Origin of the sequence: Sphingomonas oryzagri (assembly GCF_029906645.1) — a bacterium.
In the GTDB taxonomy this organism is placed as follows: domain Bacteria; phylum Pseudomonadota; class Alphaproteobacteria; order Sphingomonadales; family Sphingomonadaceae; genus Solisphingomonas; species Solisphingomonas oryzagri.
On record NZ_JARYGZ010000001.1, the window covers coordinates 1,259,439 to 1,283,233 of the forward strand.

Consider the following 23,795-nt stretch of genomic DNA (forward strand, 5'->3'; position numbering starts at 1 on the left):
CGCCCCTAAGGGGTCTGCGTAGGGAAGGAGCCATCCGGCAAAACCTTCTCAGGAGACCGACATGACCCCTTCGAAATCCGCCGTCAGCTTCGCCGCCGCCGCCGCGATCATCGCCCTCTCCGGCGCGGTCGTCACCGCTCCCGCCTTTGCCAAGGATGCGAAGCAGGTCCATTGCTACGGCGTCAACGCCTGCAAGGGCCAGTCCGACTGCAAGTCGGGCAATCATGACTGCAAGGGCATGAACGACTGCAAGGGCCAGGGCTTCAAGGCCGAGACCGCCCAGCAGTGCACGGCGGACGGCGGCAGCCTGACCGCGCCGAAATGATCGACCTGCCCGGCCGCGTACGACGCGGCCGGGTTCCTCTTCACGAAGAGAGCGCGATGTACGATTTCAAGCAATGGGCGGTGTCGCCGCTTCCCCTTCCCGGCTGCTGGGCAGCGTTGCCGTTGCGGCTGATCGTAGGCTTCGGCTTCATGCAGCACGGTTACGCCAAACTGGCGCGCGGGCCTGAGCATTTCGCGTCGGTTCTGCAGGCGATGGGGATGCCTTTCCCGCATCTGCTGAGCGATGCGACCATCGGCGTGGAACTCATCGGCGGACTGTTCACGCTTGCCGGCGCGCTGATGCCGATCACGGCGATCCCGATGATCGTGGTGCTGCTGGTGGCGATCGTCACCGTGCACCTGCCCAACGGCTTCAGTTCGATCAAGCTGCTGTCCTACGACGCTGCCGGCGCCCATTTCGGACAACCCGGCTACGAGACAGACCTGCTCTACATCGCCGGCATCGTCGCGCTGTGCATCATGGGCACCGGCCCCCTCTCGGTCGACCGCTATCTGAGGCGCGCGGCGTAAACGGGGTTAGAGCGCCGCACCGCGCAGCCTTTCACGCGCGAGGTCGGCGAAGACGCGGATGTTGGGCGTATTGCGACGGCCGCTCTGGAAGAGCAAAGATACCGGCAATGCCAGGCTGCCGGCGTCCATGCCGATCTGACGAAGCCGGCCAGCGCTCAGGTGCCCGGCGACCTGATAGGACAGGGTGCGGACGATCCCAAGCCCCGCAACCGCCGCATCGATCCCGGCCTCGACGCTGTTGACCGACAGACGGGCCGGCCCCCGCAAGCCTTTGCCGTGATCGCCTTCCCAGGCCCCTTGCGCCCCTGCCTCGTTCTCCACCGCGATCAGTTGATGGCGGCGCAGATCGGCCGCCTGCATCGGCTCTCCCTTCGCGTGCAGATAGGCCGGGCTGGCGCTCAATACCCGTCGCACCTCGCCGATCTTCATCATGTGCAGGGCGCTGTCCGGTAGATCGGCGATCCGCACCGCGACGTCGATCCCTTCCTCGACGAGGCGGACGACGCGATCGAGCAGGAGCAGGCGGACGTTGAGACCCGGATGGCGCTCGATCAGCTCGACGATGATCGGCAGGATGTGCAGCCGCCCGAACATCACCGGCGCCGTGACGGTCAGCGTGCCGCGCGGCGTGACGCTGCCGCCGCGCGCCGTCTCGAACGCGCCGTCGATCTCGGCGATACCCGCGCGGCACCGATCGAGGAACTGCCCACCCTCCTCCGTCAGACGGACACTGCGAGTCGTGCGTACCAGCAGCGCCAGCCCCAACGAGGCCTCCAGCGATGCGATCGTACGCGTGACCGTGGTCGGCGACAGGTGCAGGCGGCGCGCGGCCTCGGCAAAGCTCCGATGTTCGGCGACGGCGATGAATGTTCGCAACGCCCGCAACTCTTCCATGCGTCCTCCTTGCCCGCGATTATCATCTCAAATCGCAATAATGAAGTGTATCATCGACGGATTATCATCGACTGTAAGGATTGCGACATTGTGGGGGTCAGACACGCAACCCTGAGGTCCGATCATGAAGAGATTCCTTGCATCCGGCGCCCTCGCCGCGCTCCTGCTGTCCACCACCGCTTCGGCTCATGCCGCGCGGGTTCCGGTCGAGGCGCCCCACACGCTGCCCGCCAGTTCGGTGATCCATTACCGCACCGCGAAGATTGAGGGTCTCGACATCTTCTATCGCGAGGCTGGACCGGCTGATGCCCCGACTGTCCTGCTGCTGCATGGCTTTCCGAGTTCGTCGCACGAGTACCGCAACCTCATCCCCGCGCTCGCCGATCGCTATCACGTGATCGCGCCCGATTATCCAGGCTTCGGCCAGAGCAGTGCGCCCGATCACAAGGCCTTCGCCTACACCTTCTCGAACCTGACCGACGTGACCGAGGCTCTTCTCGCGCAAAAGGGCATCAACAGCTACACGATCTACATTCAGGATTATGGCGCGCCCGTCGGCCTGCGGCTGGCGATCCGCCATCCCCAGCGGGTCGCCGGCCTGATCGTCCAGAACGGCAACGCCTATGTCGACGCGCTTCAGGATTTCTGGACGCCGATCAAGGCCTATTGGTCGGACGGATCGGCCGCGCATCGCGACGCGCTGCGATCCGCGCTCACATTGGACACCACCCGCTGGCAGTATCTGAACGGCGTGAGGGATCCGAGCCGGGTCGATCCCGATGCGTGGCTGCACGACCAGGCGCTGCTCGATCGGCCCGGCAATGCCGAAATCCAGCTCGATCTGTTCTACGACTATCGCACCAATGTGGCGCTGTATCCCCAGTTTCAGTCCTTCTTCCGGACGCGCAAGCCGCCGACGCTGATCGTCTGGGGCGCCAACGACAAGATCTTCCCGGCGGCGGGCGCCCGTGCCTACCTGCGCGACAATCCGCAGGCCGAACTGCACCTGATCGACAGCGGACATTTCGCGCTGGAGGACCGCGCCGACGAGATCGTCCCGCTGATCCGCGACTTCCTCGACCGCACCCTGCCGCGCCGCTGACCCCATTCCTTTGGAGACACCGCCATGAAGCTCTATCATTTCCCGCTGTCCGGCCACGCCCATCGCGCCGCGCTGTTCCTTTCGCTGGCCGGCGTCGCGCACGAGCTGGTCCCTGTCGATCTGCCGGCGGGCGCCCACAAGCAGCCCGAGTTTCTGGCACTCAACCCGTTCGGTGAGGTGCCCGTGCTCGACGACGAGGGCACCGTCATCGCCGACTCCCATGCCATCCTCGTCTATGTCGCGCGCAAGGTCGGCCCGTCGCACTGGCTGCCGAGCGATCCTGCGACCGAGGCGGAGGTGCAGCGCTGGCTGGCCGTAGCGGCCGGCAAGATCGCCTATGGCGCCTGCGCCGCCCGATTGATCACCGTGTTCGATGCGCCGTTCCGCGCCGACGAGGTGATCGGACGGGCGCACGCGACGCTGGCCGTGATCGAGCAGGTGCTCATCGGACGCGCGTGGATCGCCGGGACCGATCGGCCGACCATCGCGGATGTTGCGCTCTACTCCTATATCGAGCGCGCGCCCGAGGGGAATGTCGATCTCTCCGGCTATCCCCGCATCCTCGCCTGGCTCCGGCAAATCGAGCAATTGCCCGGCTTCATCCCGTTCGCCCGCACCCGCGCGGGCCTCGAGGCCTGATCCGGCCACTCTTCAGGGGAGAGGCATCATGCCCTTCGATACACTGACGTTCGATCATGTCGGCATCCGCGTCACCGACCTCGCCGTCGCCGAAGCCTTTTATGGCAGGCTGGGCTTCGTTCGGGATCCCGACGAATTCAGTGAGGCCGGGAAAGCCTGCGGATTGGTTCACCCGACGGGACTGCGCATCCACCTGATCTTCAACGGCGAAGCCAGCGCGGAAGGCAATGTCCTGCTCGACGTGCCGGTCAAGCGCCCCGGCTATACGCACGCCGCGTTCATTATCGACAGCATGAGCGAACTGGTGGCGTGGCTGAATCGCGAGGGCATCGCGATCACGGAAGGCCCGGTCGAAATGGGGCACGGTCGGCGGATCGTCTGCTTCATCCGCGATCCCGATCGCAACGTGATCGAGTTCAACGAAGTGCGATCGTGAAGGCGGCGGACGCGAGCTTGCGCCGCGCCGCCTTCAACAATGCCTGGTGTCGTTGGGGGTGATCAGGCCGCCTTCGGAGGGGCGAACTTGGTCAGATCGATCCCCTCGACGGCCGCCTTATATTCCTCCGCGCTGGGCGTGCGGCCGAGGATGGTCGACAGCACCACGACCGGGGTCGATGCGAGGAGAGACTCACCCTTCTTTTCGGCGGTGTCTTCCACGACGCGGCCCTGGAACAGGCGGGTCGAGGTGGCGAGGACGGTGTCGCCCTTCGCAGCCTTCTCCTGGTTGCCCATGCACAGGTTGCAGCCCGGACGCTCGAGATAGAGGATATTCTCATACTCGGTGCGGCTGGCCGTCTTCGGGTGGGTGTCGTCGAACTCGAAGCCCGAATATTTGCGCAGGATCTCCCAGTCGCCCTCGGCCTTCAGCTCGTCGACGATGTTGTAGGTCGGCGGCGCGACGACCAGCGGCGCCTTGAATTCGACCTTGCCCTCGGCCTTCTCGATATTCTTGAGGATCTGGGCGATGATCTTCATGTCGCCCTTGTGCACCATGCACGATCCCACGAAGCCGAGATCGACCTTCTTCGTGCCGCCATAATAGGAAACAGGGCGGATCGTGTCATGGGTGTAGCGCTTGGAGACATCCGGGTTGTTCACGTCCGGATCGGCGATCATCGGCTCGTCGATCACGTCCAGATCGACGACGATCTCCGCGAAATACTTGGCGTTGGCGTCGGGCGCGAGCGCGGGCTTCTCGCCCGAACGGATCTCGGCGATCCGGGCATCGGCCTTGGCGATCAAGCCCTTCAGCGTGCCCGCCGCATTCTCCATGCCCTTGTCGATCATGATCTGGATGCGCGCCTTGGCGATCTCCAGCGATCCGATCAGCGCCTCGTCGTTCGAGATGCAGATCGAGGCCTTGGCCTTCATCTCGGCCGTCCAGTCGGTGAAGGTGAAGGCCTGGTCGGCCAGCAGCGTGCCGATATGGACCTCGATGATGCGGCCCTGAAACACGTTCTCGCCGGCGGACTGCTGCAGCATCTGTTGCTGCGTGGCGTGCACCACGTCGCGGAAGTCCATGTGGGGCTGCATCTTGCCCTTGAACGTGACCTTCACCGACTGCGGGATCGGCATGGTCGCCTCGCCCGTCGCCAGCGCCAGCGCAACGGTGCCCGAGTCTGCGCCGAAGGCCACGCCCTTGGACATGCGGGTGTGGCTGTCACCGCCGATGATGATCGCCCAATCGTCCACGGTGATGTCGTTCAGCACCTTGTGGATGACGTCGGTCATCGCGTGATAGACGCCCTTGGGATCGCGCGCGGTGATCAGGCCGAAATTGTTCATGAAGCTCATCAGCTTCGGAATGTTGGCCTGCGCCTTCTTGTCCCACACCGATGCCGTGTGGCAGCCCGACTGGTAGGCGCCGTCGACCAGCGGCGAAATGACGGTGGCGGCCATCGCCTCCAGCTCCTGCGCGGTCATCAGGCCCGTCGTATCCTGCGAGCCTACGATGTTGACCTTCACGCGCACGTCCGAACCGGCGTGCAGCACCTTGCCCGGCGTGACGCCGACGGCGTTGCGGTTGAAGATCTTCTCGACCGCGGTGAGGCCGACGCCCTCGGCCGTGACTTCCTTGTTCGCGGCGTAGACCGGGGTCGGTTCGACGCCCAGCGTCTCGGCCGCGAAGGTCTGGAGCTTCTTGCCGAACACGATGGCGTAGCTGCTGCCCGCCTTCATGAACTCCATCTTCTGCGGCGTGAAGGCGGCCGCGACATCGACCAGTTCGTTGCCGGCCTCATCTGTGAGCTTGCGGTTCTTCACGTCGATCTTGAGGACGGTGCCGGTCTCGACCGAGAATTTCTCCTCGAGCACCGGATTCCCGTCATTGTTGAGGATCGGCTTGCCGTCCGGGCCGGTCATCTTGACCCAGTTCTTCAGGTTGATGCCAATGCCGCCGGTCACGTCCACGGTGGTGCCGAAGATCGGCGAGATGCCGTTGGTGCCGGCGACGACCGGCGCGTAGTTGACGAAGGGAACGTAGGGGCTCTGCTGCTTGCCGGTCCACAGCGCCACGTTGTTGACGCCGGACATACGCGAGGAGCCCACGCCCATCGTGCCCTTCTCGGCGATCATCATCACGCGCGCGTCGGGATGCTGCGCCTTGAGCGCGACGATCTGCTGCTGCGCCTCCGGCGAGATCATGCACTGGCCGTGGAGTTCACGATCCGAGCGCGAGTGGGCCTGGTTGCCCGGCGACAGCAGGTCGGTCGAGATGTCGCCCTCGCCCGCGATGAAGGTGACGACCTTGATCTCGTCCTCCACATCGGGAAGCTTGGTGAAGAATTCGGCCTTGGCGTAGCTTTCCAGCACGTCCTTGGCGACCGCATTGCCCGCCGCGAAGGCATCGCGGAGGCGGGCCATGTCGGCGTCGTAGAGGAAGACCTGAGTCTTCAGCACCTCGCCCGCCTGGACGGCCAGCGCAGCGTCATCGCCCAGCGCGATGTCGAGCAGCACCGCGATCGAGGGGCCGCCCTTCATGTGCGACAGCAGTTCCAGCGCAAAGGCCGGCGTGATTTCGGATACGGTCGCTTCGCCCAGGATGATCCGCTTCAGGAACGCCGCCTTGACGCCGGCCGCGCTCGTCGTGCCGGGAAGCGTGTTGTAGATGAAGAATTTCAGCGCCTCGGGCCGGTTCTCGTTGCCGACATCCTCGATGATGGCGATCATCTCGGCGAGGAGCGCACCGTCGTCGATCGGCTTGGGAGCGAGCCCCTGACCTGCTCGGGCTTCGATTTCGGTCAGGTAATCGGAATAGAGGCTCATCTTTTCCCACCGTGATGGAGTGCACAGAAGCGAACGCCTGCCGCTCATCGGCCACAAGGGGCGAACTGACGCGCGGGTAGGCCAAGCATGGCCTGCTGACAAGATGCCGCATTGCAACGAAAGGCACCCGACGCCCCTCATACATCGCCCGCAATCGCTGTCGATCAGACCATAGTTGGGTTATGAGACTGGCCACCGAACGGTGCGAAGCGGGCATCGGAATATAATGAGGAGAGCAGATGATGGCATTCCACGGACGCGAACTCAGGACCACGCTGACCGAGGATGGGACGCTCACCCTCAGCCTCGAGGATGTGGCCGTTCCCGCCCCTGGGCCCGACGAAATCGTGGTGCGCGTCGAAGCGGCCCCGATCAATCCCAGCGACCTCGGCCTGCTGCTCGGCCCCGCCGACGTGCGGACGATGGAGAGCGCCGGCACTGCGGAACGGCCCGTCACGACGTTTCGCCTCCCCAAGGCGATGCTCGGCGGCCTGCGCGCGCGGGTCGGCCAGTCGCTCGCGGTTGGCAATGAAGGCGCCGGCATCGTCGTCGCGGCCGGCGAGAACGCGAAAGCACTGGAAGGGCGTCGGGTCGGCATGGTGGGCGGTGCGATGTTCGCCGACTTCCGGGTGCTGAAGGCGAAGGAGGTGCTGCCACTGCCCGATGGCGCCACCTCCGCTGAAGGCGCGGCCATGTTCGTGAACCCGCTGACCACGCTTGGTTTTCTGGAAACTATGCGGATGGACGGCCACAAGGCGATCGTCCACACCGCCGCCGCCTCCAATCTCGGCCAGATGCTCCAGAAGCTTTGCCTCGCCGACGGCGTGCCGCTGGTGAATATCGTCCGGTCCGAACAGCAGGCCGAAATCCTGCGCAAGCTCGGCGCCACGCATGTGCTGGACAGCCGCGCCGAGGATTTCCGCAAGAAACTGGCCGATGCCGTCGCCGAGACGGGTGCGACGCTGGCCTTCGATGCGATCGGTGGCGGCGATCTCGGCAGCACGATCCTTCAGGCGATGGAGCAGGCGGCCAACCGCAACGCCACCGAATATAGCCGCTACGGATCGAGCGTGTTCAAACAGCTCTACGTCTACGGCGCGCTCGATCCCTCCCCCTCGACGCTCAACCGCATGACCTTCGGCTTCCAGTGGAGCGTGTCGGGCTGGCTGCTTTTCAACTTCCTGCGGCGCGCCGGTGCGGACGCCAATGCGCGGATGCGCCAGCGGATCCTCGATGAACTGACCACCACCTTCGCGAGCCGTTACACCGCGACGATAGGACTGGCAGAAGCACTGCAACCAGAGGTGCTCAAGATCTACGAGCGGAAGGCCACGGGCGAGAAGTATCTGATCGATCCGACGCGCGGCTAATCGGACAGAAGCGGCTATTCCGGATCGAAGAGGCCGTCGCCCAGCACGGCTTCGTAGGTGGCGATGGCCTCGTCGATCGACTGGCCATCGCCCGCGCCCTGAAGATCGTGGGCCGCGTTGATCGAAGCCAGCAGCAGGTGCGCGGCGATCAGCGGATCGACCGGCCGCACCGTCCCCTCGCCCATCGCCTCTACGAGCGCCCCCATCACGGCCAGCGCGAAGCGCTCCGCCTGCAGAAAGGCCAGATCGCGTACGGCCGGCGGCATCGCCTGATAGGCCGTGACGCGCAGCAGCGGGAATTCGTTGGCAAGCTGGAGAGCCAGTGCCGAGGTGACGGTGGTCGAGATACGCCGCCACGGCGAGTCATGCTCGCGGTACGCCTTGGCTCGTAAATCCGCCAGGCGGCGGCGGCTGATCCGCCAGCAGGAGACGATCAGATCGTCCTTGGCATCCAGGTGGTGGTAGAAGCTGCCCTTGGTCCGATTGAGTTCGGCCATGATCCGCTTGACCGAAGCGCCGCGATAACCGGTGTCGTTGATCAGCCGGATGGCGACCCGCAGAAAACTCTCCTGCTCGCCCGGCTCGGTGACCGGATCGGGTTCCACCACGCGGACATCCCACGGCGTGCCGGGCGTCGTGATGCCGCCGTCGAGGATATGGAAGAAGCGCCGGCGGACGTTGGGAAGATCGCCGATCGCGAACTGACCAAGCCAGGTATATTGCCAGAACAGCGCCTCGTTGAGGATGTGGGCGCGTGCGGTAAGCAGGCGCTTGTGCGCCTCATCACGCGGCGGGCCGAAGAAGCCCCGAACCTCCCGCATGACGGCGCGGTATCGGGCGACCAGGCGACCGCGCGCCTCCTCATCCATCGATCGCATCTCGGAGAGGTTGGCGATCGGACGACCACCCTCCCGCTGCGCCTGCGCGAACTCGTCAAAGTAAAGCGCTATGTAGCGCTCGACACAGGCGCGGGGCGTGGGTTCGGCGGCCGCTGAGTGGACCATGACCTCCAATCGCGCCAGCGCATCGTCGAAGATGGCGGCGAGCAACTGATCCTTGCGGCGGAAATAATAGGTCACGCTGGTCGTGGTGAGGCCGAGTTCGCCCGCCACCTCCGCCAGCGTCATGCCACGCATACCTTTTCGGTTGAGCAGGATGGTCGCGGCATCGACGATCCGCTGTTTCTGCCTCTCATAGCGGCTGGCTTGATCGGGAGCCGGGATCCCGGTCTCGACATCGTCGTTGGTGGCCACGGAAACGCGCATACGCCGACTTATCGCCAAAGCCCATTCCTGTCGACCCGAAGATCACGTAGATTCTCGCCGATTTCGAATATTGGGTCAAATTCCGAAACATGGCGCACACAATGCCGTTCCGACCCCAGTACGGTATTAAAAAGGTGCCTGACGGGCTGGACAGCAATTCTCCTTGCCGCCATGAACGGCATAAATTCGAACTTGGGGTACGCAACCCGAGTCGATGAACGCAAGGAGCGGATGAATGGACTTTACGCTCACCGAGCGAGAGCGGCACTTCCAGGGCCACGTCCGCGATTTCATGAATGCGCAGGTCCGCCCACGTCTCGCCGAATGTGCGCGCGAACTGGAAACCGGCGATCGCTGGACGCCGCTGGAGACGATCGAAACGCTCAAGCCAAAGGCCAGGGCGGCTGGTCTATGGAACCTGTTCATGCCGCCCGCCTCCGGCCACGCGCATGTCGATGACAGCTTCGCCTTCGAGGGCACCCAGCTCAGCAATCTGGAATACGCGCTGTGCGCCGAGGAGATGGGGCGCATCGTCTGGGCATCCGAGGTGTTCAACTGCTCGGCGCCCGATACCGGCAACATGGAGGTACTCCACCGCTACGGCACGCGGGAGCAGAAGGATCGTTGGCTGAAGCCGCTGATGGCGGGCGAGATCCGTTCCGCTTTCCTGATGACCGAGCCGGAGGTCGCCTCGTCCGATGCCACCAACATCCGCACCTCGATCGTGCGCGACGGCGATCATTATGTGATCAACGGGCGCAAATGGTGGTCTTCGGGCATGGGCGATCCGCGCGCGAAGCTCGCGATAGTCATGGGCAAGACCAACCCGGACGCACAGGCTCATGCCCAGCAGGCGATGATCCTTGTCGATGTCGATACGCCCGGCGTGAAGGTCGAGCGGCTGCTGTCGGTCTACGGCTACGATCACGCGCCGCACGGCCATGCCGAGGTGACGCTCACCGACGTGCGCGTGCCGGCGGAAAATCTCCTGCTCGGCGAGGGGCGCGGCTTCGAGATCGCGCAGGGACGGCTCGGGCCGGGGCGCATCCACCACTGTATGCGCACGATCGGCGCGGCCGAGGAGGCGCTGGAGGCGATGGCGCGGCGGCTGATGTCTCGCACCGCCTTCGGCAAGCGTATCGCCGAGCACAGCATATGGGAGGAGCGCCTCGCCCGCGCCCGCATCGACATAGAGATGACCCGCCTGCTCTGCCTCAAGGCTGCCGACATGATGGACCGCGCCGGCAACAAGGCGGCCCGCAACGAGATAGCGATGATCAAGGTGCAGGCGCCGATGATGGCGCTCAAGATCATCGACGATGCGGTGCAGGCACATGGCGGCGGCGGCGTCTCGGGCGATTTCCAGCTGGCGGCGGACTGGGCGAACATCCGCACGCTGCGCCTCGCCGACGGGCCGGACGAGGTCCACGCCCGCGCCATCGCCCGCGCCGAACTCGGCAAGTATCGGGACGCCGCCCGGTGAGCGATCTCGACGATCTGGCGCTGAAGGTCTGGCTCGACCGAACGCTGCCCGATTTCGACGGCGCGGTTGCGATCGAGAAATTCCCTGGCGGCCAGTCCAATCCAACCTACAGGATTGCGACGTCGGCCGGCCATTTCGTCCTGCGCCGCAAACCGTTCGGCCAACTGCTCCCGTCGGCTCATGCTGTCGAACGGGAATACCGCCTGCTGGCCGCGCTGCACCCGACCGGCTTTCCGGTACCCCGCCCGATCGCACTGTGCGAGGACGCGGGCGTGATCGGTGCCGCCTTCTACCTGATGGAACTTGTAGAGGGCCGCACCCTGTGGGACGGCACCCTGCCCGATATCGCGAAGGCCGACCGCCGCGCTTATTACGAGGCGATGATCGATACACTGGCGGCGCTCCACGCGGTCGATCACGAGACGGTCGGACTTGGTGATTTTGGCCCGCCGGGCAATTATTTCGAGCGGCAGGTCCAGCGCTGGACCAAGCAATATCGCGCCTCGCAGACCGACGACATCCCGGAGGTCGAGAAGCTGATCGAGTGGCTGCCCCGCACCCTGCCGGCGCAGACCCGCACCTCGATCATTCACGGCGACTACCGGATCGACAACCTGATCTACGCGGCGGACGCGCCCAAGGTGGCGGCGGTGCTGGACTGGGAGCTGACCACGATCGGCGATCCGCTCGCCGACTTCACCTACCTCGCGATGAACTGGGCGATGCCGCGCGACGGGCGCTCCGGCCTCGCCGGCGTAGATCTGGATGCCGAGGGCCTGCCGCCGCTTGATGCGATGGTGGAGCGGTACTGCACGGCGAGCGGGCGCGACGGGCTGCCCGATCTGCACTGGTATTTCGCCTACAATCTGTTCCGGCTGATCGGCATCGTCCAGGGCATCAAGAAGCGCATGATCGACGGCAATGCCTCGAGCAGCAGGGCAGCCGATACCGTCGCCAAGCTAGGGCTGCTGACCCAGGCCGCCTGGGCCGAGGCCCGCAAGGCCGGTGCAACCGACTAAGGAGAGAGACGCGCATGGATTTGTTCGATCTGAGCGGCAAGATCGCGATCATCACCGGATCCTCGCGCGGTATCGGGCGCGCCATTGCCGAGGCATATGCCGATGCCGGCGCGAAGGTGGTGATCTCCAGCCGAAAGCAGCCGGCCTGCGAGGAAGTCGCTGACGCGATCAACGCGAAGCATGGCGAGGAACGCGCTGTCGCCGTCGCAGCTAGCATCTCGGACAAGGCGGCGCTGGAGGCGCTGGTCGCAGAGACCCGCCAGCGCTTCGGGCAGATCGACATCCTCGTCTGCAATGCCGCATCCAATCCCTATTACGGGCCGATGGCGGGGATCAGCGACGAGCAGTTCCGCAAGATCTTCGACAACAACGTGCTCGCCAATCACTGGCTGGTCAGCATGGTCGCGCCCGAGATGATCGAGCGCAAGGACGGCGCGATCGTCATCGTCTCGTCGATCGGCGGTCTGATCGGATCGGACGTGATCGGCGCCTACAACGTCTCAAAGGCGGCGGACTTCCAGCTGGTCCGCAACCTCGCGATCGAGTTCGGCAAGCACAATGTCCGCGTCAACGCGATCGCGCCGGGCGTCATCCGCACCGATTTCGCCAAGGCTTTGTGGGAGGATCCCAAGGCCGAGGCGGCGCTCAAGCGCGTGACCCCGCTCGGCCGCATCGGCGAGCCGGACGAGATCGCCGGCGCGGCGGTGTTCCTCGCCTCCAAGGCGGGGTCCTATGTCACCGGGCAGGGCATCGTCGTCGATGGCGGCACGACCATCAAGGGCGGCCTGTGATGGCGGGACGGTTCGCAGGGAAGAGCGTCCTCGTCACCGGCGCCGGATCGGGCATCGGCCGCGCCACCGCACGGCTGTTCGCCAGCGAAGGCGCGAAGGTGCTGGCGGTCGACGTGACCGACGGCGTCGAGGAGACCGCCGCCGGGCATGACGGCATCTTCGCAATGCGCGGCGACGCGGGCAGCGAGGCCGACGTCACCGCGATGATCGCGGCGGCGATCGAAAAGCAGGGCGGGATCGACGTGATCTTCGCCAATGCCGGGATCAGCGGCGGCCTGCCCGGCATCCTCGATCAGAGTGTCGAGGATTGGCAGGCGCTGTTGCAAGTCAATTTGATCGGCCCGTTCCTTGCGATCAAGCATGGCGCGAAGGCGATGCTCGATGCCGGAAAACCTGGCGCGATCGTCTGCACCGCCTCGGTCGCGGGCTTGCGAGCCGGCGCCGGCGGGCCGGCTTATTCTGCTTCCAAGGCGGGGGTTATCAACCTCGTGCAGACGGCGGCGCAGCAACTCAGCGGATCGGGCATCCGGGTCAACGCGGTCTGCCCCGGCCTGATCGAGACGGGCATGACCCAGCCCTTCTACGACCTCGCCCGCGCCAAGGGGAAAGGCGATCAGCTGGGGATGCTCAACCCCCTCAAGCGCGGCGGCGAGCCGATCGAGATCGCCACCGCCGTCGCCTTCCTCGCGTCCGACGAGGCCAGCTACGTCAACGGTCATGCGCTGGTCGTCGATGCCGGCCTCTCCTCCTCCCATCCCTTCGCCCGGCCGCGCGGCATCGGCGAAACGACCTTCTGACGAAAGGCTCTCCATGATCGAGACCAAGCAGCACGACGACGTCCTCGAGATCGTGATGACCAACCCGCCGGTCAACGCGCTCGGCGCGGGCGTCCGCACCGGCTTGTCCGAGGCGATCGCCAAGGCGCAGGCCAATCCGGCAGTGAAGGCGATCGTCATCCGGGGCGGCGGCAAGATGTTCTCGGGCGGCGCCGACATCACCGAATTCGGCAAACCGCCGGTCGGGCCGATGCTGCCCGAGGTTGTCGACGCGATCGAGGCGAGCGACAAGCCCGTCGTCGCGGCGATCCACGGCATGGCGCTGGGCGGCGGGCTGGAGGTGGCGCTGGGCGCGCACTACCGCATCGCCGCGCCCAAGGCGAAGCTGGGCCTGCCCGAGGTGCTGCTCGGCATCCTGCCGGGCGCGGGCGGCACCCAGCGGCTGCCACGTTTGATCGGGGCGGAGGCGGCGCTCGGCATGATCGTCTCGGGATCGCCGATCCCGGCGACCAAGGCGGCGCAGGCCGGCCTGATCGATAGACTGGCGGAGAGCGACGAGACGCTGGGCGATGAGGCGATCGCTTTCGCCCGCACGCTCGACGCGCCGCGCCGCACCGGCGACCGCACCGTCTCGGCGGATGCCGGGGTGTTCGAGAAGTTCGCCGCCGACAACGCGCGCAAGATCAAGGGCCTCGACGCGCCCAAGGCCTGCATCGAGGCGGTGAAGGCGGCGACCGAACTGCCGCTCGATCAGGGGCAGCAGAAGGAACGGGCGCTGTTCATGCAGCTCGTCACCGGCGAGCAGTCCAAGGCGCTGCGCCACGTCTTCTTCGCCGAGCGCACCGCCGCCAAGATCGACGGCCTGCCCAGGGACATCCAGCTCCGCCCGATCAGGCAAGTCGGCGTGATCGGCGCCGGCACGATGGGCGGCGGCATCTCGATGAACTTCCTGTCGGCGGGCATCCCGGTCACCATCGTCGAGATGGCGCAGGAGGCGCTGGATCGCGGCACCGGCGTCATGCGCAAGAATTACGAGGCGACCGCCGCCAAGGGCCGCCTGACGCCCGAGCAGGTGGAAAAGGCGATGAGCCTGCTCACCCCGACGCTCGATTTCGGCGCGCTCGCGCACTGCGATCTGATCATCGAGGCGGTCTACGAGAATATGGACGTGAAAAAGGAGATCTTCGCCAAGCTCGACGGCATCGCCAAGCCGGGCGCGATGCTCGCGTCGAACACCTCCTATCTCTCGATCGACGAAATCGCGACCGCCACCAAGCGCCCGCAGGACGTGCTCGGCCTCCACTTCTTCTCGCCCGCCAACGTGATGAAGCTGGTCGAGGTGGTGCGGGGCGCGAAGACGGCGCCCGATGCGCTGGCAACCGGCATGGCGCTCGCGCAGAAGATCGGCAAGGTGCCGGTCGTCTCCGGCGTCTGCTACGGCTTCATCGGCAACCGCATGCTGATCCCGCGCCAGACCAACGCCAACGCGCTGCTGCTGGAGGGCGCCACGCCCGAGCAGGTCGATCGCGTGCATACCGCCTTCGGCATGCCGATGGGGCCGTTCCAGATGGCCGACCTCGCCGGTGTCGACATCGGCTGGCACCGCGATCCCGAGCGGATCGAGAGCCTGCAGGATGCGCTCTGCGCGCAAGGCCGCTGGGGCCAGAAGAAGCAGGCCGGCTTCTACGATTACGACGAGAAACGGAAGCCGACGCCGTCGCCCGTCGTCGCGCAGATCATCGACGATTTCCGCGCGAAGGCCGGGATCACGCCGCGCAGCATTTCGGACGACGAGATCATGGTCCGTACGCTCTACACGATGGTCAACGAAGGGGCCGACATCCTCGCCGAGGGCATCGCCCAGCGCGCGTCGGATATCGATGTCGTGTGGAATTACGGCTATGGCTGGCCGCGCCACAAGGGCGGCCCGATGTTCTGGGCGGACCAGATCGGGCTCGACACCGTGGTCGACGGGCTGAAGCGCTACGAGACTGCGCTGGGCGGGGATTTTACCCTCTCGCCGTTGCTCGCGAAGCGCGCCGCCGAAGGCAAGCCGCTCGACCGGTAAAACCGGCGAGCCACCCCAAGAGAGAGGATCGCAACATGCCCCTTCGCTTCGCCGAGCCGGCGCCCGAGGCCTACCAGTTCCCGCTGACCATCCGCCACCTGCTCGACAGCGCGATGATGACCGCGCCCGATCAGGAGATCGTCTATCGCGACCAATCCAGCTACACCTATCGCGAGTTCTTCGGCCGCATCGGCCGGCTCGCCTCGCTGCTGGAGGGCGTCGGCGCCGAACAGGGCATGACGGTCGCGGTGATGGACTGGGACAGCCATCGCTATCTCGAGGCCTATTTCGCGGTGCCGATGATGGGATCGGTGCTGATGATGGTGAACGTGCGCCTTCCCCCGCCGCAAGTCGCGTACACGCTCAACCACGCCAGGGCCGAGATCCTGCTCGTCCACCGCGACTTCTTCCCGCTGGTGGAGGCGATCTTGCCGTCGCTGCCGCATGTGAAGGCGGTGATCGCGATCATGGACGGGACGGAGGGTGCTTTGCCGTCTTATGCCACCGGCGAATATGAGGCGCTGTCGGCCGCGGCCTCGCCCGATTATCCGTTCGAGGATTTCGACGAGAATGCCGTCGCCACCACCTTCTACACCACCGGCACCACCGGCAATCCCAAGGGTGTGACCTTCACCCACCGGCAGCTGGTGCTGCATACGCTGGTGGCCAACGGGCCGGGCGGCGGATCCAAGGCGGCGCCGGGCTTCGGCTATGGCGATGTCTACATGCCGTTGACGCCGATGTTCCACGTCCATGCCTGGGGCGTGCCCTATATCGCGACGATGCTGGGGCTGAAGCAGGTCTATCCCGGCCGTTACGAGCCGGACCTGCTGTGCCGCCTCGCGACCGATCACAAGGTCACCTACTCGCATTGCGTGCCGACCATCCTGCAGATGATCTTCCAGGCCGCCGACCAGACCGGCAAGGATCTTACCGGCTGGAAGCTGACGATCGGCGGGTCGGCGATGAGCAAGGCGCTCTGCTCCGAAGCGCGGCGCCGCGGCATGGAGGTGCTATCGGGTTACGGCATGTCGGAAACCTGCCCGATGGTGTCCATGGCCCGTCCGGATGCAGGCGAGACCGACGAAGACAGGATCGTCGCCCAGCTCACCACCTCGGGCGTCACTGTGCCGCTCGTCACCGCGCAGATCGTCGACGACGCGATGAACGTGTTGCCGCGCGACGGCAAGGCTCGCGGCGAGCTGGTGCTGCGCGCGCCGTGGCTCACCCCCTGCTACACCGGCGATGCGAAAGCGAGCGAGACGCTGTGGCACGGCGGCTGGCTGCACACGCAGGACATCGCCACGATCGACCCCGACGGCACGATCACCATCCGCGATCGCCTCAAGGACGTGATCAAGACCGGTGGCGAATGGATCGATTCCATCCACCTCGAGGAACTGGTCGCCACCGCCGAGGGCGTCGCCGAAGCCTCCGTCGTCGCGATCCCCGATGCGAAGTGGGGCGAGCGGCCGCTGGCGGTGGTGGTGCCCAAACCGGGAGCCACGATTACGCTGGACGCGCTCAACGCCCCCGTCGAGGCGGCGATCGCCGAGGGGGCGATCACCCGCTACGCCCGGCTGGAGCGCTTCGAGATCGTTGCCCAGCTGCCGCGTACCAGCGTCGGCAAGATCGACAAGAAGGCGATGCGCGCCTCCTATGCCGAGGCCCCGCAGGCAGCGGTAGCCTGAGGCGGTGGAGGGCTTCGCCTTCCACTACGGCCCGCGCCTGCTGGCGGGAGAAGGGGCATCAGCGCGGATCGGTGACCTGATCCCCGACGGGCCGGCGCTGTTCGTCACCGACGCCCAGGTCGTGAAGCTCGGCCTCTCGGACGCCGCGCTCGCAGGGTTGCGCGAGGGTGGGCGCGAGATCGCGCTGTTCGATGCGGTCGAGGCCGATCCGTCCCGAGCCACGCTGGAGGCGGTGGTCGCGGCGGGGCGGAGCCGCCATGTCGAAAGCGTGGTCGGCTTCGGCGGCGGCAGCCCGATGGATGTCGCCAAGCTCGCAGCCTACCTGCTCGGGTCGGAAGATGACCTCGATGCGATATGGGGCGTCGGCAAGGCGCGTGGCACCGGCTTGCCGCTGGTGCTGGTGCCGACGACGGCTGGCACCGGATCGGAAGCGACACCGGTTTCGATCATCACGCTACCGGGTGACGAGAAGCGCGGCGTCTCGTCGACGGCGCTGATCGCCGACCATGCCGTGCTCGATCCGCTGCTGACGCTCGGCCTGCCCCGCCCCGTCACCGCCGCCACCGGAATGGACGCGATGGTCCATGCGATCGAAGCCTATACCTCGGCGCACCTCAAGAATCCGCTGTCGGACATACTCGCGCGCGAGGCGCTGCGCCTGCTGGCGGGCAATCTTCTGACCGTCTGCGAAACTCCCGGCGATGTCGCGGCGCGATCGGCGATGCTGCTTGGCGCGCATCTCGCCGGCGTCTCCTTCGCGAACGCGCCTGTGGCGGGCGTGCACGCCCTCGCCTATCCGCTTGGCGGCCGTTTCCACGTACCGCATGGCCTCTCCAACGTGCTGATGCTGCCCCATGTGCTGGGCTTCAACATGGGCGCCGCATTGCCGCTCTATGCCGAACTTGGCCCCATTGTCGATCCGGCGCTTGAGGGCCTTGGCAGTCAGGCACAGGCCGCAGGACTCGTCGAGGCGCTGCGCCGCATGTCGGTGGAGGCCGGGATGCCGCAACATTTGCGGGACGTCGGTGTCAGCGCCGCCGATCTGGATACGCTCGCCGCCGATGCCATGTTGCAGGAGCGATTGCTGCGCAACAATCCATGCCCGATCGCGCTGCAAGACGCGCGCCTGCTCTACGAGGCGGCGCTATGAGCCGCGCACCGCTCCGCCCCCGCTCGGCCTATCGACACTGGACACCGATCACGACGCGCTGGCACGACAACGACGTCTACGGCCACGTCAACAACACGGTCTATTATGGGTGGTTCGATACGGCGGTGAACGCATGGCTCGTCGAGACCGAACTGCTCGATGTCGAGGCAGGCGATCCGATCGGTCTGGTCGTCGAAACGGGGTGCCGCTACGCCGCGTCCCTGGCCTTCCCGCAGAAGGTCGAGGTCGGGCTGGCCGTGGCGAAGCTCGGCACCTCCAGCGTCACCTATCATCTCGGCATCTTCGCGGAAGGTGCGGCCGATGCCGCCGCCGAAGGCCATTTCACCCACGTCTATGTCGGCCGCGACAGCCGCCGCCCCGTTCCCCTGCCCGCCGACTGGCGGGACATGCTCGAAAGGCTGATCTGATGGATCTCCGTTTTTCGCCCGAAGAAGAGGGTTTCCGCGAGGAGGTGCGCACCTTCCTGAAGCAGAAGCTGCCCACCCGCATTTCCGACAAGGTGCGGACCAACAAGCGCCTCACCAAGCAGGATATGGTCGATTGGCACACCATCCTCAATGAGCGCGGCTGGTATGCGAACCACTGGCCGAAAGACTATGGTGGTCCCGGCTGGTCGGTCGCGCAGGCGGCGATCTTCGATGTCGAGAGCGCGCTCGCCCATGCGCCGCGCATCATCCCCTTCGGAGTCTCGATGCTGGGTCCGGTCCTGATCAAATACGGGTCGCAGGCGCAGAAGGATTACTGGTTGCCGCGCATCCTCGATGGCACTGACTGGTGGTGCCAGGGCTATTCGGAGCCAGGCGCCGGCTCCGACCTCGCCAGCCTCAAGACCAGCGCGGTGCGTGATGGCGACCACTATGTCGTCAATGGCCAGAAGACCTGGACCACGCTCGGCCAACATGCCGACATGATCTTCTGCCTGGTGCGCACCTCCACCGAGGGCAAGAAGCAGGAAGGCATCTCCTTTCTGCTAGTCGACATGAAGACGCCGGGCGTCGAGGTTCGCCCGATCATCCTGTTGGATGGCGAGCATGAGGTGAACGAGGTGTTCTTCACCGACGTACGAGTGCCGGCCGAGAACCTCGTTGGTGAAGAGAATAAGGGCTGGACCTATGCCAAGTATCTGCTGACCTACGAGCGCGCGGGACTGGCGGGCGTCGGCGGATCGATGGCGGCGTTCGATCATCTCAAGGAAATCGCACGGACCCAGCGCAAGGGTGGCAGGCCGCTTGCCGAGGATCCGCTGTTCGCGGCACGCCTCGCCCGGCTGGAGATCGATCTCGAGAATATGAAGACGACCAACCTGCGCGTGCTGGCCGCATCGGGCAACAGCGGATCGGCGCCGCTGGAAATGACCGCGATGCTCAAGATCCGGGGCACCGAGATCCGGCAGGAGATCACCAGCCTGACGCGCCGCGCGCTCGGCCCCTACGCGCAGCCGTTCGTCAGCGAGGCGCTGGACGAGGGCTTCAACGGGGAGCCGATCGGCCCGGATTACGCGGCGCCCGTCGCCGCCGATTATTTCAACAATCGCAAGCTCTCGATCTTCGGCGGCTCCAACGAGGTGCAGCGCGAGATCATCACCAAAGCCCTGCTGGAGCTCTGACATGGATTTCCATCACAGCGAGGATCGGCAGATGCTGGCCGACACGCTCGGCCGCTATCTCCAGCAGCGTTACCCTATCGATGTGCGCAACAGGATCAGCGGATCGGAGGACGGTTGGTCGCGCGAGCATTGGGCGGCGCTCGCCGAACTCGGCGTCGTCGGCGCGCTGTTCGGCGAGGAGGCGGGCGGCTTCGGCGGCACCGGCTTCGACATCGCGGCGGTGTTCGAGCAACTCGGCAAGGCGCTGGTGGTCGAGCCGTTCCTCTGCACGCTGATGGCGGGCCGCATGCTGGCCAAGGCGGGCGGGCAGCATGCGTTGCTGGGCGACGCGATCGCCGGCACCACCATCCTCGCCTTCGCGCACGATGAGCCGCAGAGCCGCTATGATCTGGCCGACGTCGCGACACGCGCGATGCGGAACGGCGACGGCTGGGTACTGACCGGCATCAAGGCCGTCGTCCCGCAGATCGAGGCGGCGGACCGCGTCCTGGTTTCCGCGCGCATTGACGGTGAGCCGGGCGACGAAAGCGGCATCGGATTGTTCCTCGTCGACAAGGCGGCCGCTGCACTACGCGGTTATCCGATGATCGACGGTGGACGCGGCGGCGAACTGACGTTGAATGCGACGCCCGCAACGCTGATTACAGAGGACGGTCATGCGCTGATCGAGGATGCTGTCGCCGCCGGTATCGTCGCGCTCGCGTGGGAGGCGATCGGCGTGATGGACGTGCTCAAGGCCTCAACCCTCGATTATCTCCGCACCCGCAAGCAGTTCGGCGTGCCGATCGGCAAGTTCCAGGCGCTGCAGCATCGCATGGCGACCGTCGCGCTGGAGATCGAGCAGGCACGCTCCGCCGCGATCAACGCCGCCGACGCGCTCGGCAAGGACCGGCGCACGCGCGAGCGCGCCGTCTCCGCCGCCAAATATACGATCGGGCGGGTCGGCACGCTGGCCGCCGAGGAATCGATCCAGATGCACGGCGGTATCGGCATGACGTGGGAGCTGCCGCTATCGCACTTCGCCAAGCGGCTGACGATGATCGGTCACCAACTCGGCGACGAGGACCATCATATCGGCCGCTTCGTCGCGCTCGGTCACGCCGCGTGAGCGAAGCGCTCGTGGCCCTGCGCGCCGCCATCGGCGTGCGGCGCATGTCCGACTGGCTGGTGGTCGATCAAGCATTGATCGATCGCTTCGCCGATACGACGCTGGATCATCAGTTCATCCATGTCGATCCCGTCCGTGCCGCCGAGACCCCGTTTGGCGGCACGGTGGCGCACGGCCTGCTGACGCTCTCGATGCTGCCCCACCTGATGAGTTCCATCGCGCAGCCCGATCGGCCGCCGGCGCGGATGGGCGTGAATTACGGCTTCGATCGGGTGCGCTTCGTGCACCCCGTCCGCTCCGGCAGCCGCATCCGCGCCGGCGCGACGCTCGCTGCGATCGAAGAGATCACGCCGGGTCAATTCCAGCAGACCCACGACATCGCCGTGGAGATCGAGGGCGAGGCCAAGCCCGCTCTGGTCGCCACCTGGCTCACCCGTTTCTTCCTTTGAACATCCGACAGGAGAAAACCATGCGCGATGCCGTCATCGTCTCGACCGCCCGCACGCCGATCGGCCGTGCCTATCGCGGCGCGTTCAATGCCACGCCTTCCCCCACGCTCGCCGCCCATGCGATCCGTGCCGCCGTCGAGCGGGCTGGCGTCGACCCGGCCGAGGTGGACGATTGCATCATCGGCGCCGCCTTGCCGCAGGGCGTGCAGCACACGATCGGCCGCACCGCAGCTTTACGCGCCGGCCTGCCGGTGACGGTCGCGGGCATGACGATCGACCGGCAATGCGCATCCGGCCTGATGGCGATCGCGACCGCCGCCAAGCAGGTGATCGTCGATCGCATGGATGTCGTGGTGGCCGGCGGCGTCGAGTCGATCTCGATGGTGCAGACCCCGCAGATGCGCGTCGCGCCCGATCCCGAGCTGCTGGCGATGCATAAGCATGTCTACATGCCGATGCTGCAGACCGCCGAGGTGGTGGCCAAGCGCTACGGCATCTCGCGCGATCGGCAGGACGCCTATGGCCTGCGCTCACAGCAGCTGACCGCGAAGGCGCAGGCGGCAGGCGCGTTCGATCAGGAGATCATCCCCGTCACCGCGACGATGTCGGTTGCCGACAAGGCGACCGGCGAAACGTCCCACAAGGAGGTAACGCTGGCGAAGGACGAGGGCAATCGGCCGGACACCACCGCCGAAGGCCTCGCAGCGCTCAAGACCGTGGTGGAAGGCGGCGTGATCACCGCCGGCAACGCCTCGCAGCTGTCGGACGGATCGTCGGCCTGCGTGGTGATGGAGGCTGGCCTTGCAGCGGAGCGCGGGCTCGCCCCGCTCGGCCGCTATGTCGGCATGGCGGTGGCCGGCACCGAGCCCGACGAGATGGGGATCGGCCCGGTGTTCGCCGTGCCTAAGCTGCTTCAGCGCTTCGGCCTCGGCATGGACGATATCGGCCTGTGGGAGCTGAACGAAGCCTTCGCCGTGCAGGTGCTCTACTGCCAGGATCGGCTCGGTATTCCGGATGACAGGCTCAACGTCAGCGGCGGTGCCATCTCCATCGGGCATCCTTACGGCATGTCGGGTGCGCGTATGGTCGGCCACGCGCTGATCGAGGGGAAGAAGCGCGGCGCGAAGCATGTCGTCGTCACCATGTGCATCGGCGGCGGCATGGGCGCGGCCGGCCTGTTCGAGGTGCTGTGATGAAGGCGCTGCTTTCCCGCCAGCCCGGTGGCCCCGAGACGCTGGAACTCACCGATGTGCCGACGCCCGAGCCCGGCAAGGGCGAATTGCGCATCCGCGTGTTGGCCTGCGCGATCAACTATCCCGACGTGCTGATCATCGAGGACAAATACCAGTTCAAGCCGCCCCGCCCCTTCGCGCCGGGCGCCGAGGTCTCGGGCGTGGTCGATGCGATCGGCGAGGGCGTGGAGGGCTGGGCGATCGGCGACCGGCTGATCGCGGTAGCGCGCGACGGCGGATTGGCCGAGGCGATGATCGTGCCGGCCTCCGGCGCTATCCGGATGGCGGCCGATGCCGATCCGGTCGAGGGTGCGGCGCTGATCTTCACCTATGGCACGACCATCCATGCGCTGATCGATCGCGGGCAACTGAAGGCCGGCGAGACCCTGCTGATCCTCGGCGCGGCCGGCGGCATCGGTCTGTCCGCGATCGAGATCGGCAAGGCGATGGGCGCGACGGTGGTCGCCGCCGTCTCGAGCGAAGAAAAGGCTGCCGCAGCGCGCGAGGCCGGCGCCGATCGCACGATCGTCTACGGGCGCGGACCTTTCGACAAAGAAGGATCGAAGGCGCTCGCCCAGGCCTTCAAGGATGCGGTGGGACCAAAGGGCGCGGACGTGATCTACGATCCGGTCGGCGGCGACTATGCCGAACCGGCGCTGCGCAGCATTGCATGGGAGGGGCGTTATCTGGTCGTCGGCTTCCCGGCCGGTATCCCGAAGCTGCCGCTCAACCTGACGTTGCTCAAGGCTTGCGACGTGCGCGGCGTGTTCTGGGGCGCCTTCGTGGCGCGCGAGCCGGAACGCCATCGCGCCCATGTCGCGCAATTGCTCGACTGGTGGCGGGAGGGGCGCATACGCCCGCGCATCGATCGCATCTACCCGCTCGAACAGGGCGGCGAGGCGATCACGCGGCTAGCCAGCCGATCGGCAATCGGAAAGGTTGTCGTCCGCATCGACGACGCCTGACCCTATTTTCAAATTTTACCGAACACCTCTTCGGGCGCCGCTTTATG

The 23,795-nt window shown here is 66.1% G+C and carries 22 protein-coding genes; 19 read left to right on the plus strand and 3 right to left on the minus strand.

Going from position 1 to position 23,795, the window contains the following annotated elements; translation table 11 throughout:
• Positions 1-61 precede the first annotated feature (61 nt).
• Together bufA2 and QGN17_RS06100 are read left to right on the plus strand one after the other, a co-directional pair.
• Positions 62-325: a BufA2 family periplasmic bufferin-type metallophore gene (gene bufA2, locus QGN17_RS06095; RefSeq protein WP_281043604.1), complete on the plus strand. Its 264-nt coding sequence runs from the start codon at positions 62-64 to the stop codon at positions 323-325.
• 56 nt (positions 326-381) lie between these two features.
• Positions 382-855, plus strand: a complete 474-nt coding sequence (locus tag QGN17_RS06100; RefSeq protein WP_281043605.1) for a DoxX family protein — start codon at positions 382-384, stop codon at positions 853-855.
• A gap of 6 nt (positions 856-861) precedes the next feature.
• On the opposite strand, the gene QGN17_RS06105 is transcribed toward QGN17_RS06100, so the two are convergent.
• A complete protein-coding gene (locus QGN17_RS06105) occupies positions 862-1,749 on the minus strand; it encodes a LysR family transcriptional regulator (RefSeq protein ID WP_281043606.1) in 888 nt (295 codons plus the stop codon).
• A 124-nt stretch (positions 1,750-1,873) separates the two neighbouring features.
• On the opposite strand from QGN17_RS06105, the gene QGN17_RS06110 reads away from it, so the two are divergent.
• From QGN17_RS06110 to QGN17_RS06120, 3 genes are read left to right on the plus strand one after another with little or no spacing between them, the layout of a single operon-like run.
• The gene (locus QGN17_RS06110) at positions 1,874-2,851 is read left to right on the plus strand and encodes an alpha/beta fold hydrolase (RefSeq protein ID WP_281043607.1); all 978 of its coding nucleotides are present in this window, start codon (positions 1,874-1,876) and stop codon (positions 2,849-2,851) included.
• Positions 2,852-2,875: 24 nt separating this feature from the next.
• Entirely contained in the window at positions 2,876-3,490 is a 615-nt protein-coding gene (locus QGN17_RS06115; RefSeq protein ID WP_281043608.1) for a glutathione S-transferase family protein, read from the plus strand.
• Between the two features lie 28 nt (positions 3,491-3,518).
• Entirely contained in the window at positions 3,519-3,926 is a 408-nt protein-coding gene (locus QGN17_RS06120) for a VOC family protein (RefSeq protein WP_281043609.1), read from the plus strand.
• A 62-nt stretch (positions 3,927-3,988) separates the two neighbouring features.
• On the opposite strand, the gene QGN17_RS06125 is transcribed toward QGN17_RS06120, so the two are convergent.
• Complete coding sequence (locus QGN17_RS06125) at positions 3,989-6,754, minus strand: bifunctional aconitate hydratase 2/2-methylisocitrate dehydratase (protein WP_281043610.1); 2,766 nt, start codon at positions 6,752-6,754, stop codon at positions 3,989-3,991.
• 242 nt (positions 6,755-6,996) lie between these two features.
• Here QGN17_RS06125 and QGN17_RS06130 point away from each other — a divergent pair, with 242 nt between their 5' ends.
• Complete coding sequence (locus QGN17_RS06130) at positions 6,997-8,124, plus strand: zinc-binding dehydrogenase (protein ID WP_390902680.1); 1,128 nt, start codon at positions 6,997-6,999, stop codon at positions 8,122-8,124.
• 14 nt (positions 8,125-8,138) lie between these two features.
• Here QGN17_RS06130 and QGN17_RS06135 read toward each other — a convergent pair whose 3' ends face one another.
• Entirely contained in the window at positions 8,139-9,389 is a 1,251-nt protein-coding gene (locus tag QGN17_RS06135; protein ID WP_281043612.1) for a TetR/AcrR family transcriptional regulator, read from the minus strand.
• 235 nt (positions 9,390-9,624) lie between these two features.
• On the opposite strand from QGN17_RS06135, the gene QGN17_RS06140 reads away from it, so the two are divergent.
• From QGN17_RS06140 to QGN17_RS06200, 13 genes are read left to right on the plus strand one after another with little or no spacing between them, the layout of a single operon-like run.
• The gene (locus tag QGN17_RS06140) at positions 9,625-10,872 is read left to right on the plus strand and encodes an acyl-CoA dehydrogenase family protein (protein ID WP_281043613.1); all 1,248 of its coding nucleotides are present in this window, start codon (positions 9,625-9,627) and stop codon (positions 10,870-10,872) included.
• Entirely contained in the window at positions 10,869-11,891 is a 1,023-nt protein-coding gene (locus QGN17_RS06145; RefSeq protein ID WP_281043615.1) for a phosphotransferase family protein, read from the plus strand. Before QGN17_RS06140 ends, QGN17_RS06145 begins: the two co-directional genes overlap by 4 nt.
• A gap of 14 nt (positions 11,892-11,905) precedes the next feature.
• The gene (locus QGN17_RS06150; protein ID WP_281043616.1) at positions 11,906-12,682 is read left to right on the plus strand and encodes an SDR family NAD(P)-dependent oxidoreductase; all 777 of its coding nucleotides are present in this window, start codon (positions 11,906-11,908) and stop codon (positions 12,680-12,682) included.
• A complete protein-coding gene (locus tag QGN17_RS06155) occupies positions 12,682-13,479 on the plus strand; it encodes an SDR family NAD(P)-dependent oxidoreductase (protein WP_281043617.1) in 798 nt (265 codons plus the stop codon). The genes QGN17_RS06150 and QGN17_RS06155 overlap by 1 nt, the downstream gene beginning before the upstream one ends.
• A gap of 13 nt (positions 13,480-13,492) precedes the next feature.
• The gene (locus tag QGN17_RS06160; protein WP_281043618.1) at positions 13,493-15,526 is read left to right on the plus strand and encodes a 3-hydroxyacyl-CoA dehydrogenase NAD-binding domain-containing protein; all 2,034 of its coding nucleotides are present in this window, start codon (positions 13,493-13,495) and stop codon (positions 15,524-15,526) included.
• A 35-nt stretch (positions 15,527-15,561) separates the two neighbouring features.
• Positions 15,562-17,217: a fatty acid--CoA ligase gene (locus QGN17_RS06165; protein ID WP_281043619.1), complete on the plus strand. Its 1,656-nt coding sequence runs from the start codon at positions 15,562-15,564 to the stop codon at positions 17,215-17,217.
• A gap of 4 nt (positions 17,218-17,221) precedes the next feature.
• Positions 17,222-18,367, plus strand: coding sequence for an iron-containing alcohol dehydrogenase (locus QGN17_RS06170; RefSeq protein WP_281043620.1), 1,146 nt, complete (start codon positions 17,222-17,224; stop codon positions 18,365-18,367).
• Positions 18,364-18,795, plus strand: a complete 432-nt coding sequence (locus QGN17_RS06175) for an acyl-CoA thioesterase (protein WP_281043621.1) — start codon at positions 18,364-18,366, stop codon at positions 18,793-18,795. The genes QGN17_RS06170 and QGN17_RS06175 overlap by 4 nt, the downstream gene beginning before the upstream one ends.
• Complete coding sequence (locus tag QGN17_RS06180) at positions 18,795-19,994, plus strand: acyl-CoA dehydrogenase family protein (RefSeq protein WP_281043622.1); 1,200 nt, start codon at positions 18,795-18,797, stop codon at positions 19,992-19,994. The genes QGN17_RS06175 and QGN17_RS06180 overlap by 1 nt, the downstream gene beginning before the upstream one ends.
• 1 nt (position 19,995) lies before the next feature.
• Entirely contained in the window at positions 19,996-21,102 is a 1,107-nt protein-coding gene (locus QGN17_RS06185; RefSeq protein ID WP_281043623.1) for an acyl-CoA dehydrogenase family protein, read from the plus strand.
• A complete protein-coding gene (locus QGN17_RS06190) occupies positions 21,099-21,551 on the plus strand; it encodes a MaoC family dehydratase (RefSeq protein WP_281043624.1) in 453 nt (150 codons plus the stop codon). The genes QGN17_RS06185 and QGN17_RS06190 overlap by 4 nt, the downstream gene beginning before the upstream one ends.
• A 20-nt stretch (positions 21,552-21,571) precedes the next feature.
• Positions 21,572-22,744 (plus strand): acetyl-CoA C-acyltransferase, encoded by a 1,173-nt coding sequence (locus tag QGN17_RS06195; protein WP_281043625.1) that lies wholly within the window; start codon positions 21,572-21,574, stop codon positions 22,742-22,744.
• Positions 22,744-23,748, plus strand: coding sequence for an NADPH:quinone oxidoreductase family protein (locus QGN17_RS06200; RefSeq protein ID WP_281043626.1), 1,005 nt, complete (start codon positions 22,744-22,746; stop codon positions 23,746-23,748). The genes QGN17_RS06195 and QGN17_RS06200 overlap by 1 nt, the downstream gene beginning before the upstream one ends.
• The last annotated feature ends 47 nt before the right edge of the window (positions 23,749-23,795 follow it).